Annotated in this window: 10 protein-coding genes, 2 tRNA genes and 1 pseudogene; 8 read left to right on the forward strand and 5 right to left on the reverse strand. The window is 67.0% G+C overall.

Features of this window, described 5'->3' with window-relative positions:
* The first annotated feature begins 46 nt into the window (after positions 1–46).
* A pseudogene (locus AB0M26_RS19705) lies at positions 47–1,324 on the forward strand (IS3 family transposase).
* Here AB0M26_RS19705 and AB0M26_RS19710 read toward each other — a convergent pair.
* From AB0M26_RS19710 to AB0M26_RS19725, 4 genes are all read right to left on the reverse strand, one after another.
* Positions 1,294–2,142 carry a LarC family nickel insertion protein gene (locus AB0M26_RS19710; RefSeq protein ID WP_365262647.1) on the reverse strand — a complete coding sequence of 283 codons (849 nt, stop codon included), beginning with the start codon at positions 2,140–2,142 and terminating at the stop codon, positions 1,294–1,296. The pseudogene AB0M26_RS19705 and the gene AB0M26_RS19710 overlap by 31 nt on opposite strands.
* The gene (gene larE / locus AB0M26_RS19715) at positions 2,139–2,963 is read right to left on the reverse strand and encodes an ATP-dependent sacrificial sulfur transferase LarE (RefSeq protein WP_365262649.1); all 825 of its coding nucleotides are present in this window, start codon (positions 2,961–2,963) and stop codon (positions 2,139–2,141) included. Before larE ends, AB0M26_RS19710 begins: the two co-directional genes overlap by 4 nt.
* Positions 2,960–3,658 carry a nickel pincer cofactor biosynthesis protein LarB gene (larB, locus tag AB0M26_RS19720; RefSeq protein ID WP_365262652.1) on the reverse strand — a complete coding sequence of 233 codons (699 nt, stop codon included), beginning with the start codon at positions 3,656–3,658 and terminating at the stop codon, positions 2,960–2,962. The genes larE and larB overlap by 4 nt, the downstream gene beginning before the upstream one ends.
* Before the next feature lie 364 nt (positions 3,659–4,022).
* Complete coding sequence (locus AB0M26_RS19725) at positions 4,023–4,400, reverse strand: hypothetical protein (RefSeq protein ID WP_365262655.1); 378 nt, start codon at positions 4,398–4,400, stop codon at positions 4,023–4,025.
* Positions 4,401–4,756: 356 nt separating this feature from the next.
* On the opposite strand from AB0M26_RS19725, the gene AB0M26_RS19730 reads away from it, so the two are divergent.
* The 7 genes from AB0M26_RS19730 (at position 4,757) to AB0M26_RS19760 (ending at position 11,438) form a co-directional block, all read left to right on the forward strand.
* Entirely contained in the window at positions 4,757–6,640 is a 1,884-nt protein-coding gene (locus AB0M26_RS19730; RefSeq protein ID WP_365262687.1) for an ABC transporter ATP-binding protein, read from the forward strand.
* Positions 6,641–7,090: 450 nt separating this feature from the next.
* Positions 7,091–7,822, forward strand: coding sequence for a hypothetical protein (locus AB0M26_RS19735; protein WP_365262658.1), 732 nt, complete (start codon positions 7,091–7,093; stop codon positions 7,820–7,822).
* A 96-nt stretch (positions 7,823–7,918) separates the two neighbouring features.
* Complete coding sequence (locus AB0M26_RS19740; RefSeq protein WP_365262661.1) at positions 7,919–8,590, forward strand: DUF4389 domain-containing protein; 672 nt, start codon at positions 7,919–7,921, stop codon at positions 8,588–8,590.
* Between the two features lie 146 nt (positions 8,591–8,736).
* The gene (locus AB0M26_RS19745; protein ID WP_365262664.1) at positions 8,737–8,877 is read left to right on the forward strand and encodes a hypothetical protein; all 141 of its coding nucleotides are present in this window, start codon (positions 8,737–8,739) and stop codon (positions 8,875–8,877) included.
* A gap of 784 nt (positions 8,878–9,661) precedes the next feature.
* Positions 9,662–9,736 (forward strand) — tRNA-Asp (locus AB0M26_RS19750).
* A gap of 4 nt (positions 9,737–9,740) precedes the next feature.
* Positions 9,741–9,814: transfer RNA gene (locus AB0M26_RS19755), tRNA-Phe, on the forward strand.
* Positions 9,815–10,208: 394 nt separating this feature from the next.
* A complete protein-coding gene (locus AB0M26_RS19760; protein WP_365262667.1) occupies positions 10,209–11,438 on the forward strand; it encodes a hypothetical protein in 1,230 nt (409 codons plus the stop codon).
* A 369-nt stretch (positions 11,439–11,807) separates the two neighbouring features.
* Here the strand turns inward: AB0M26_RS19760 and AB0M26_RS19765 are convergent, their stop codons facing one another.
* Positions 11,808–12,641, reverse strand: coding sequence for a hypothetical protein (locus tag AB0M26_RS19765; protein WP_365262669.1), 834 nt, complete (start codon positions 12,639–12,641; stop codon positions 11,808–11,810).
* Positions 12,642–12,852 lie beyond the last annotated feature (211 nt).

Consider the following 12,852-nt stretch of genomic DNA (forward strand, 5'->3'; position numbering starts at 1 on the left):
AACTTCTCTGCCGCTCCGTTGTGAGCCAGCAGAGAGGATGGGGCACGTGCCCAAGAGGATTGACGCAGCCTTTCGTAGCCAGGCCGTGCGGCTGGAGACAGAGCACCGTTCGGGGTACTGCTCGGAACGTGCACTGCGCGTCCAGGTCGCGGAGTCGCTCGGTGTCTCCCGGGAGTCGGTGCGGCGCTGGGGGACGCAGCACGAGATCGACGCAGGCCAGGTCGCGGGTGTGAGGACGGACGAGCGAGAAGAACTGCGCAGGCTGCCGGAGGAGAACAAGCGCCTTCGCGAGATCAACGAGGTGCTGATGTCCGCGACGATTTTCTTCGTGGGGGAGCTCGACCCCCGAAACCCCTGATCGCCGCCTTCGTCGATCAGACGCGGGCCGCTGGGCATGCCGTCGAGTCGCTCCTCATCGTCCTGAATCAGGCAGGACTGAAGATCGCGGCACGAACCTTCGGGGCGTGGTGCGCCCCGCCCCCCTCCCGGCAACCAGCCCGCGGCCAGACCGCAAGTAACGCCCTCGTCGAGGACGCCGTCCGCCGGCTGGACTTCACCACTACCGCGGCCGGCGAGCATGTGCTTGCTCCCGAGGGGCTCTACGGCCGGCGCAAAATGCTGGCTCTCATCCGCCGCACCCTCCTGCCCGACGCCGGTTCGGGGCCGTCGACCGCGCGATGCGCTCGCTCGGCCCCAACGGCGTGGTGCGCGGGCGAAGACCCGGGTGCGCGATCCCGAACCCGGCCGACACGCGGGCCGTGGACCTGCTGGACCGCGACTTCACCGGCGAGGCCCCGAACCGGAAGTGGATCACCGACTTCACCTATGTGCGCACCCACCAGTCCTTCCCCTACGTCGCGTTCATCGTCGACTGCGCTCTCCCAGAAGATCGTCAGCTGGGACGCCTCCATCAGGCGGGACATGGAGCTGGTCGACGTACCGCTGCGGATGGCACTCTGTCGACGCGCGCACGGGAGCAACCCCGTCGCACGCGACCAGTTCATCCACCGCAGCGACGCCGGATCGCAATACACCGGCGTGCGCTTCACCGAGCACCTGCGCATCGAAGGCATCAACCCGTCGATCGGCAGCGTCGGCGACGACAACGCGCTGATGGAGACGATCGACGGCCTCTAGAAGGCGAGTGCATACGCACCAAGGTCTTCCACGACGGGCACTGGAGAACGGTCCCGACGTCGAGTACGCCAACGCCTCCTGGGAGGAGTGGTACAACAATCGCCGCCTGCACTCCAGTCTGGGCATGATCAGCCCCACCGAGTACGAGACAGAACACTACGCTGACACAGAACCCTCGGCCGACTGATCACCGGCCAGCAAAACACCGGCAGGAAAGTCGGAACGGTTCACTTCCAGGACGATTGCCCCTGTGGGGGCCCTGGTGTCTTTAGCAGGTTCGTTGGACGCTTCGCCGATGAGGAGGCGGAGCACGTTCGCGTGGCCGCACGGATCCCAGCTGCCAGCACCCGTGCCGGTCCGCTTCAATGTCAGAGCCGGCATCGCACCGAAGCTGTCCGCAAAGGTGACAGCCAGGGCAACTCCCGTCGGAGTGGCGAGTTCGCGGTTTGCTGGCCCTGCGAAAGCGGGCGCTCCCGCGACGGCCAGTAGCTCGGCGACGGCTGGCACTGGCACCGGGATGGAGCCGTGCGCGGCCTGAACGCGGCCACCGCCGACTGCGATTGGCGAGCAGACGAGTTGGTCGAGCGCGAGCCACCGTATCCCGGCTGCGGCACCCACGATGTCAGCGATGCTGTCGAGCGCCCCGACCTCGTGGAAGTGTACTTCTTCCGGGACGCTGCGGTGGACGCGCGCTTCGGCCTCAGCCAGGCGAATGAAGGTCGCGGAGGCGGAGTCCCGCACGTCGTCGTCGACGCCTTCGAGGAGCGTCAGGATGTCGGGTAGTTTGCGGTGGTGGTGTGTTTCCGGCACTCTGACGTGCACGTGCGCCGCGGCGAGTGCGTTTCGCGTGACCTGCTCGACGGAGAGTCTGATGCGCTCGGGAAGCGGCAGCGAATTGATCGCGTCCTGGATGACATGTAGTGGCACGCCTGCGTCGATGAGCGCGCCTAGCAGCATGTCGCCGCTGATCCCGCTGCTGGCGTCGAGCCATCCGACGCGAGTCACGGGACCTCGTTCATGGAGCCGGAGCGGAAGCCACGTGGATCGACTTCGACCGTGTCGTAGTCGGCGACCGCGGCCAGGAGATCGGAGCGAGCAGTCAGCGCTTCGACGAGATGACTGTCGACTTCCACCTTGGCGTGGCCGCCAAGGTCGCGAACCCGCAGGTTCTTCACGTTGAGTCCAGCATCGAGCATCACGCGGCGCAGGCCGTGCTCGGCACGCTCGATCCGCTCCAGCGTGTGCCGCGTAATTTGGATCCCGTAGGCGACGCGGCTGGACAGACAGGCGGCTGCGGGCTTGTCTGCTGTGGGCAGGTTCCACTCGCGGGAGATGGCACGCACCTCAGCCTTGGACAGCCCCGCATCGGCAAGAGGTGTGACGGCCCCCGCGACGCGGGCCGCTTGGATGCCGGGCCGGAACCTGTCTGCCAGATCGTCGGCATTGGTGCCTGTTGCGACGTGCTTCAGCTGCAGCTTTTCGGCGAGTGGTCCAAGGACGGACAGCAGCTCTGCCTTGCAGTGAAAGCACCGGTCGCGGCCGTTGTCCACGTAGCCGATGCGCTGGAGCTCGGCCGTCCGGGGAGCGTGGTGAGCGACGTTCAAAAACGCGGCGAAGTCGCGTGCGTCGGCCAGTTCGGTCTGCGGCAGGGACGGACTGACCGCAGTCGCTGCGGTCACGCGGGAAGGCCCCAGGGACCGTGCCGCGGCTGCGAGGAGCAGGGCCGAATCGGCGCCGCCGGAGAATGCGACGAGAACCGAGCCGAGTTGTTGCAGTCCAATCTCAAGGCGATCAAGTTTTGCCTGGAGAGCGGGTTCCAAGGTCATTGTTGTCCTCGCATTCCGCTGAGGAATCGAACCGCTGCGCATCCGGCACCGAAGCCGTTGTCAATGCCGACGACTGTGATACCTGGGCTGCACGACGCCAGCATGGCAAGCAGTGCAGTCACTCCGTCGAGACTCACGCCGTAGCCCGTACTGGTCGGGACCGCGATGACGGGAGCCCTTGTCATACCGGTGACGACGCTGGCCAGCGCGCCTTCCATACCTGCAACGACGATCACAATGTCTGCGGAAGCAATCACTTCCTGTTGTGCCAGCACACGATGCAGTCCCGCAACGCCGACGTCCGCGACGATGTTCGGGGCGTACCCGTATGCCTCCAGGACAACAGCCGATTCGCGGGCGACCACGAGGTCCCCGGTGCCCGCTGTCAAGACAAGGGCGGCGCCGGCCCGGCTCGGACGCGGACGCCATACGAGTGTCCTGAGCCCTGCCGGGCCGCTGTCGAGCACCAGTTCCGCTGCGCCGGTGTTGTGAGAAGCGGCCGCCTGCGCCTGATCCGGATCCGCCCGGGAGAGGATGACGGGGCCCTCATCGGATCCTGCGAACAGATCGGCGACGGCTAGCGCGCACTGCTGGGGGGTTTTCCCCGGGGCATAGACGGCTTCGGCTACACCAGTTCGCTGGAGTCGGCCGTGGTCGATTCGGATCTGGCTATCAGACAGAAGCCTTTCCGGCATAATGTGATTCCCCTTCTTTCAGAGGGCCGCATCTCGTGCGGCGTCAATGCTCGGCAGGTACCCGTACGTACCGTTCGACGAGGCCATGGACTGCATCCACGATGAGCCTTCTGGCGAGATCGAGGTCGTGCACGGCCGCTTTGTCGATGCGGTCGAGAGCGACGATCTCGGCGAACGGGTGATGCAGTCGGTAAGGGCCCGCGGAAGAAACAACACGCCGACTTCAAAGACTGGCTGGGCGACTGTGGTGATGGGAGTCGACCCTGCTGCGTTGTCCCGTGCGGCAAGAAACTTGTTTGCCTGGCCCGAGCCTGTCGAGGTCTTGAAGGGGGCACGGAAAAGGACCCGCACTATGGGCCCCTCGTCAGCGGCCTGGTCCCCGCCCCTGCTCAGAGCAGCCGCCGGTAGGCCGTGAGACACTCTCGATTTGACCGACGTAGACTCGTCCCGGGGGGTTTGTCCTGATGATATGCACCTTTTCGCCACTCGACGTGACCGCGATCTGCCACTGCTGTTCTCCAACGCTCTCCAGTAGCCTGATCATGCCCGTGCAGTCACCGTCCAAGGTGTAGGCGAGATCGTGAGTGAACCTCTCCTCCTCAGAAGCCTCATTCGTGTAGGTCATCTCAACCTTGCCGGTGCCGTCGCCATTAAAGTCGACCAGTACCTGAGCGGCGCTTGGCCCCCGGGTGCCGGAGCTACCGGAGAGGTTGCCGGCGTATAGGCCATGCAGGGTCCCCACTGAACATTTCTCCTTGCGGTTTCCTGCTGGAGCAACCTGAGTGGCAGGCCTGGCCAGGTCTGCCACCGGCATGGTGACCGCCGCACGTGGCAAAGGTGCGGCAGAGGCGGGACCCACACCAGCGACACCCAAAAGCGGTGCCAAGCAAAGCAGGGGCAAGCATCCTCTTACCGCTGCCCGCCGACGGGACAGAGCCAGGGGGATGGTCATAACAGGGTTGTTCATGGAACCTCCTCGATTGATCTCAAGCTTCGCACTTTTGCATTGCTGTAGGGTCAGCGGCTCGCCGCTTTGCTCAACACCGGCCTCATCTTATTGAGAATGTTTTGGCGGGAATTAGGTTGCTCTCCATGAGCATGGAGACCACCGCCTGGAAGCTGCACAGCGTGATGACCGCGCAGCAGGAACACCGTCCCTTCGCCCGTGCGACGCTGCGCCGTATCGCGGCGTTCGCCCGCCCGCACCGCCGCCGTATCGTCTGGTTCGTCCTGCTCGGCGTGGTGACCGCGCTCCTCGCCGTCGCGACGCCGGTGCTGGCCGGCCGCGTGGTGGACGCGATCGTGACGCACGGCGACCAGGGCAGGGTGCTGCGCCTGGCCCTGCTGATCGCGCTGATCGCGGTGGCCGAGGCGGGGCTCGGCATCTTCGGCCGACGGCTGTCGGCCACGCTCGGGGAGGGGCTCATCCACGACCTGAGGACAGCGGTCTTCGACCATGTTCAGCGCATGCAGGTGGCGTTCTTCACGCGCACCCGCACCGGGGCGCTGGTGAGCCGCCTGAACAACGACGTGATCGGCGCGCAGCGGGCGTTCAGCAGAACGCTCTCGGGCGTGGTCAGCAACGTGGTCACACTGCTGCTGACGCTCGCCGTCATGCTCAGCCTGTCCTGGCAGATCACCCTGCTCGCCCTGGTGCTGCTTCCGGTGTTCGTCGTCCCGGCCCGGCGGATGGGCCGCCGGATGGCCCGGATGCAGCGCGAGGCGGCCGCGCTGAACGCGGCGATGGGCACCCGGATGACCGAGCGCTTCTCGGCCCCCGGCGCCACCCTGGTCAAGCTGTTCGGCCGCCCGGAGGAGGAGTCGGCGGAGTTCGCGGCCCGCGCCGCCCGGGTCCGGGACATCGGCATTCGGACTGCCACCTCCCAGACGGTATTCATGACCGCCCTGGCCCTGGTGTCCTCCCTCGCCCTGGCCCTGGTCTACGGCCTGGGCGGCTGGTTCGCCTTGCGCGGCTCCCTGGAGCCCGGCGCGGTGGTCTCCCTGGCCCTGCTCCTGACCAGGCTGTACGCCCCGCTCACGGCCCTCGCCGGAGCCCGGGTGGAGGTGATGAGCGCGACGGTGAGCTTTGAGCGAGTGTTCGAGGTCCTTGACCTGAAGCCGCTGATCGAGGAGAAGCCGGAACCGGAGGCGCGCACGGTCCCCGAGGGCCCGGTGTCCGTGGAGTTCGAGAACGTCCGCTTCGCCTACCCGTCGGCGGACAAGGTCTCTCTGGCATCCCTGGAGGAGGTGGCGACCCTTGACGCCCGCGAGAGCACCGAGATCCTGCACGGGGTCTCGTTCCGGGTGGAACCGGGCCAGACGGTCGCTCTCGTCGGCTCCTCCGGCGCCGGGAAGTCCACGATCGCCGCTCTCCTGCCCCGCCTGTACGACGTGGACGAGGGCGCCGTCCGTCTGTCCGGGGCGGACGTCCGCGACCTGACCGCCGCCTCCGTTCGCGCCACGGTGGGCATGGTCACGCAGGACGGCCACCTCTTCCACGACACGGTCCGGGCCAACCTTCTCCTGGCCCGCCCCGGGGCGACGGAATCCGAACTCTGGGACGCCCTGACCCGGGCCCGCCTCGCCGAGGTCGTCCGCTCCCTCCCCGACGGCCTGGACACGGTGGTCGGCGAACGCGGTTACCGCCTCTCCGGAGGCGAACGCCAGCGCATGACCATCGCCCGACTGCTGCTGGCCCGCCAGCGCGTGGTCATCCTCGACGAAGCCACCGCCCACCTGGACAACACGTCGGAGGCGGCCGTCCAGGAGGCCCTGACCGAAGCCCTGGAGGGCCGGACGGCCATCGTCATCGCCCACCGCCTGAGCACGATCCGATCGGCGGACGCCATCCTGGTCGTCGAGTCCGGCCGCATCGTGGAGCGCGGCACACACGAGGAACTCCTGTCCGCGGACGGGCGCTACGCGGAGCTGCGCCGGACCCAGTTCGAGGAGCCGGCCGCGGTGGGGTCGCCGACGAATTGACAGTGTGAGGAAGCTCTTCCAGGTCCGGTTGGGTCCTTCGTTCGAGGATCTTGAAGATCTGGCGGCAGATGTTGCGCTTGAGGCATCCTGTGCGTCACGGGGGTCTTGCCCTCGCTGACGCGGCTGCGACGTACGTCTTCGTGGAGGGGTCCAGCCGCATCCTGATCAGGGTGATCGTGTCCATCACTCGGTTTCAACTCGCGGTCGCCGCCCCGGTTCAGCCGGAGGCTTCCCCACCTGCTGCGAGATCTGTCTCGACTGAGAGATCCCTTGCCTACCGCCCGCCAATGCGCGACCCGATCTTCGGCACGCTACGGATGGTGTGCTACGCCTCGACTCCGGTCCCCAAAGGGGTCGGTACACCACGCCGCCCGGTTCAGAATGTGCTGGACATCGCGCCCTGAGCAACTATGAGTGGCGGGCCGCGCTCGCTGGTGGAAGGCTCGAACTATGAGCGGCTACGGACCGTTCTGGAGAAGAGGGCTCCCCCTGATCCTGGGAGTCGCGACAGCGGCCTACGCCGCGGTGGTGCGGCCCCGGGCCCTTCGCTGGGGGGCGACCCGTGACGAAGCGGTCCGCACCTTTCCGGGAGACGATCTTATCCCGTATGCCGACGGTCAGTCGACGATGGCCACGACCCTGCCTGCGCGGCCCGAGGAAGTATGGCTCTGGTTGCAGCAGATGGGTTGCAAACGGGCCGGCTGGTACAGCTGGGATCTGCTGGACCACTTCGGTCGGCCGAGTACGAAGAAGATCGTGCCGGAGTGGCAGGACCTGAAGGAGGGCCAGCACCTCGAGACCGTGCCGAGCGGAGAGACCTGGTTCACGGCGGCAAAGGTGGATCCGCCAAGGTCACTGGTCTTGCGGGCGGATCTGAAGCTGCCGTCCGGCCGACCGTTCGACCCGCTCCTCCGGCCCCCGGCGAGGGCCTACTCCGAAGGGATCTGGGGATTCCACCTCGAGCCGGCCACAGCCGACTCGACCCGCCTGGTAGTCCGCACGCGCGGCCGCAGCAGGCCGCAGCCTCTGATGCGGACCGTTGACCTCGTGTTCTGGGAACCGGTCCACCTCATCATGCAGACCCGGCAGTCCCGGAATATGCAGACCCGGCAGTCCCGGAATCTGCGCAGGCGCATCCGGACAAATGCGGCCGCCCGAACGCAGGAGCCGACCGGGTCCTGACTCATCATCCACATTGCTGCCTTGCCAGCATCCAAACGGGCACAGGCCCGGGCGGTCTCCCCCTCGCCCGGGCGGTGGCGAAGGAGATGATCCCAAGTGACTTCCGCCCCCTACCCGGTGCGTGTAGAAGCCGCGCTCGACCCTCAGCTGTCCCGATGGCTTTGGCTGGTGAAGTGGCTGCTCGCGGTCCCGCACTACATCGTGCTCGTCTTCCTTTGGATTGCGTTCGTGATCCTGACCATCGGCATGTTCTTCGCCATCCTGTTCACCGGCCGCTATCCGCGACCCGTCTTCGACTTCAACGTTGGCGTCCTCCGGTGGAACTGGCGCGTCAGCTACTACGCTCGCGCCGGGCTCGGAACCGACAAGTACCCGCCCTTCACGCTTGCCGACGTGCCCGACTACCCGGTCCACCTGGAGATCGTCTATCCGGAGCAGCTCTCCCGCGGCCTGGTCCTGGTGAAGTGGTGGCTGCTGGCCATCCCGCACTACATCGCCATCGGGTTCTTCGTCGGCGGATACCACTGGTCGGGGTGGTACGGCGGGCTCATCGGCTATCTCACCCTGGTCGCGGTGATCGTGCTCGCCGTGACCGGTCGCTACCCGCTGTCGATCTTCGACCTTGTGGTCGGCTTGGACCGGTGGGTGCTGCGGGTCAGCGCCTACGCAGCCCTGATGACCGACGAGTACCCGCCGTTCCGGCTGGACATGGGCGGGCGCGAGCCGGACGTGCCGGCGACTGTCCAGGGGCCGCCCGTTCCTGGTTGATCAGCCCGCGGTACTCCCATGCCGTCGGCCTGTCTGTCATGGGGACCGGGCAGTTCGGCAGGCTTCACGAGAGCAGTACCCAGTGGCGGTCGGCTACTCCGTCTCTCGTCCGCCGTCGGCCGCAGCGCCCGGGGCCCGATTCACCGGTGAGACGGGACGACGTAGTCGCAGCCGCCATGATCGACCGCCTCGTGCGCCACGCCGAGGTCCCCACCAACCAGCGTCTCCGATGCACCCGTCAACTCCGCGAACTCCTCGCCAGGGAGAACCGCAGACACCGCGACTGAACCAACCTCAGGGGGTCAAATCTGCGGGAGCAGAACGTGCTCAATTCTGCGGGAGCATGACACTCGTCCCTGTCACACTTGGGGTAGTCCACGCTGACTTCGTGCCAGTCAAGGTCGACATCGCGTACATCAAGAGCAAGAACATTGCCGATTCGGAGGCCCCCTCCCACAGCAGTGTCACAGCGCGCGGTGCTCGGCTGGAATCGTGCGGTCATTGGTGAGGCGCAAGAAGGCCTGGGCGCAACGATAGCCGCAGCCAGGTCAGCGCGATGCCCCCGGCCGGATTGCTCCTCGCGGGAAGCGTCGGCCGCCGCCCGGTCGTAGCGCATGGCGCCGGTCACGGGATCACGGTCGACAGGATCGAGCGGGGCACCTGCCGGACGTCGCCGGATTGAGGCCCCAGCGCTCGGCGCACTCTCGGGCAATGGTGAGATCCAAGTTGCTTGCTGGCGAGGCCAGCCGCCCCGGTTCCCCTCCGCCGCTCGATCACTTCACGCCATCACGCTTCGGAACACCGCGACATCGACGCAGAATCCTGGGATCATGGGCGTCGCGCCACCCGGAGACCTGAGATTTGCCATCACAACGGCATGCCGCCCCGTGCTGACAGGTCAGCACGGGGGCAGGATCGAGGAGGATCGAGCTGGACTCAGGGGGGACGCAAACGGGCGTCGTTACCCGGCTCTCGCGGATCTCCGCAGGTCAGCACGGTAACGATTTCGGGTTCGAATCCCGTTGGGGGCACGCAAGCTCCTGTGCGAGACTGGTCCTCGCACAAGCTCTTGGTCCTGTGGAGCAGTTTGGAGTGCTCGCCACCCTGTCAAGGTGGAGGCCGCGGGTTCAAATCCCGTCAGGACCGCTGCGGCTGGGTAGCTCAGTTGGTACGAGCGTCCGCCTGAAAAGCGGAAGGTCGCCGGTTCGACCCCGGCCCCAGCCACCGTCGCCCTCACCAGGGCAAACGGCCCCGACACATGATCGTGTCAGGGCCGTTTTCTGTGTCTGTGCCAACCCGTACGCCAACGGGATCGGAAAGCCCATCCCCGAGCGATGCCGGATGCGCGCGAGAGGGGCCGGATGGTCTCGTGGTCTTGTCCATCTCGCATACGCGCCCGGCCGCGTTCGTGGCCAGGGCGCCCGGTGGGCCCGCTGTGCCGGGAGAACTCCCGTCTCCCAGGCGGCGAATCCCCTGATCCCGGCTGTCCGTGCAGGTCCGGACCCCGTAGGCCCGTACGCCCGTCGGGAGGACACGTTCGATCGGGCCATGTCGAGCCGCGCGGGACGTCGTTGAGGAGGTCACACGTCCCCGAAGCGCCCCAGGAGGAACGGTGCAGGTGCCGCGGATCGGAAGAGCCACGCTGGTTGCCCTTGCAGTGGCGGGACTGGCATCCGCAGGGCCTGGGGTCGCCTTCGCCGACGGCCACGGCGCCACCGCCTCCGGCGGTACCAGCCCAGCCGGCAGGTTTTTCCAGCAGAACACCGCCCAGGAGAGCAAGCAGAACAACACCTGCGCCAACCTCGACGCCACGGCCATCGACGTGGCCGGCGGCCGGTCGGAAAGCCGCTGCGCCAGCCACGACAGCTCCGTCAACAAGCGCGTGCTGGCCAAGGGCGGCGGCGCCCACACCGCGGGCGGCAGTTCGGGCGCCGACCTGCTTCAGCAGAACACCGCCCAGGAAGGCCGGCAGAACAACGATTGCGCCCACTCCAACGGCTCCGTCTTCGATGTGGAAGGCAGCCGGGTGGAGAGCCACTGCGGCACTTACGACAGCTCCGGGAACCACCACACCCTGACCGAAGGAAGCGGGGCCCACGCCACCGGCGGCGGCAGTGCGGCCGGCATCGTTGCGGCCCAGCAGAACGCCGCCCAAGAGGGTGGGCAGAACAACACCTGCGACCACCTCGACGGCAACGGCATCAACGCGTCCGGCAGCAGCGCGGAGAGCCGCTGCACCACCCACGACCGTTCCCTCAATCATCGCACCCTGACCAGGAGCGGCGGCGCCCATACCGCCGGCGGCGGTGCGGCCGGCTTCGTGACTCAGCAGAACACCGCTCAAGAGGGTCGGCAGAACAACGCCTGCGCCAACCTCAACTCCTCCAACATCGACGCGGAAGGCGGCCGGGTGGAAAGCCACTGCGCCGGCACCGACCGCTCCCGCAACCACCACACCCTGACGAAAAGCAACGGCGCCCACACCACCGGCGGCAGTGCGAGCGCCGAGTTGTTCCAGCAGAACACTTCTCAGGAAGGCCGGCAGAACAACGCCTGCGCCAACCCCAACTCCTCCGTCATCGGTGTGGACGGCGGCCGGGTGGAGAGCCACTGCACCCACCACGACCGCTCCCGCAGCGTGGGCAGCGCCGAGGTCAGCGATGGCGCCGACGTGGAGGGCGGCTCGAGCACGGCGAGCCTGTTCCAGCAGAGCACCGCCCAGGAGGGTCGGCAGAACAACGCCTGCGGCAACCCCAACAACGCAACTGTCAGCGCCTTCGGCGCCCGCAGCCGGGCCCATTGCCAGACCGTCGACACGTCGAAGACCATCGCCTCCGTCCACCGGTAGTAGCCACCCCCGGCCCTGCCCAACCGCGCCCCGGCCCGGCCCGGCCGCGTACCGCGCCGCCCGGGCCGGACAGGCCCATCACCACCTGGAGAGCGGGGGTCGCCAGTTCGGCCCTGGCCCCAGCCACCTCGGCCACCGCTGCCACCTCGGCCAGCCACCTCGGCCAGCCACCTCGGCCAGCCACCTCGGCCATCTCGGCCATCTCGGCCACCAGAGCAAAGCCCCTCCGAAGATCATTGGAGGGGGCCCTCTTGTGCCCGTGACATCACTTCGTGACATCAACCGGTCACGGCATCGCTTCGTTCAGCCACTCCGGGACCGTTCCCCAGGTGGTCCACCTGGAAAGCCCGGCCCTCGTTGCTTGTGTGGTTACTGGTTGACCGATCCGATGTTGGTGGAGCGGTCGACGGCAGAACATTGGGTGGCGCTGCGGGAGCCGCCGGTGGCGGTGAGGGTGAGGTTGTTGGGGTTGGCGCAGGTGTTGTTCAGCCGGCCCTCCTGGGCGATGTTCTGCTGGAACAGGCTCACCGTGCTCGAGCCGCCCTCGACCTCGGCTCCGCCGCCGATGTCCGCGGTGTGCAGGTTGGCGGAGTGATCCGCCGTCTTGCAGCCCACCCCCGACCGACTTCCTTCCACCGTGACGGCCGCGTTGTTGAGGTTGTTGCAGGCGTTGTTCTGCCGGCCTTCCTGCGCAAGGTTCTGCTGCTCCACACTGCCGCCCGTGCTGGAGCCGCCTTCAGCGTGAGCGCCGCCGCCCTTGAGGTAGGTGTGTTTGCTGAATGAGTGGTCCCGATTCTGGCACCCGGCCTCCGTCCGCCCCCCGGTCACATCGATGTCGCCCGAGCTGTTGAAGTTGTTGCAGGCGTTGTTCTGCCGTCCCACCTGCGCAATGTACTGCTGTCGCGCGATGATGCCTGTGCTGGAGCCGCCTTCGGAGCGGGCGCCCCCGCCCTTGATGAGGGTGTGCTTGCTGAGTGAGTGGTCCCGGTTCTTGCACCGGCCCTCCATCCGCCCGCCCCCGGTCACATTGAGAATCGCGCTGTTGAGGTTTGTGCAGGTGTTGTTCTGGCGTCCCTCTTGCGCAATGTTCTGCTCTTGCGCGGTGCTCGCTGTGCTGGAGCCGCCTTCGGCTCGGGCGCCGCTGCCTTTGATGAAGGTGTACTTGCTGAAGGTGAAATCCCGGTCCGAGCACTGGCTCTCCACCCGGCCGCCTTCCACCGTGATGGACGACTCGTTGGGGTTGTTGCAGGTGTTGTTCTGTCTGCTGCGCTGGGCGATGTTCTGCTGAGCCAGGCTTGCGGTCGATGAGCCGCCCTAGGTGTATTGACCTGGAGCGTTGTTTGCGCGGCTGATCGGTGGGTGGCCTCCGAGTGCGGTGTGGCACCGGTGATGGTTGTAGCTGTGCAGAAAGCTG

The sequence above is a fragment of the Streptomyces sp. NPDC051776 genome (assembly GCF_040681345.1).
GTDB lineage: Bacteria > Actinomycetota > Actinomycetes > Streptomycetales > Streptomycetaceae > Streptomyces.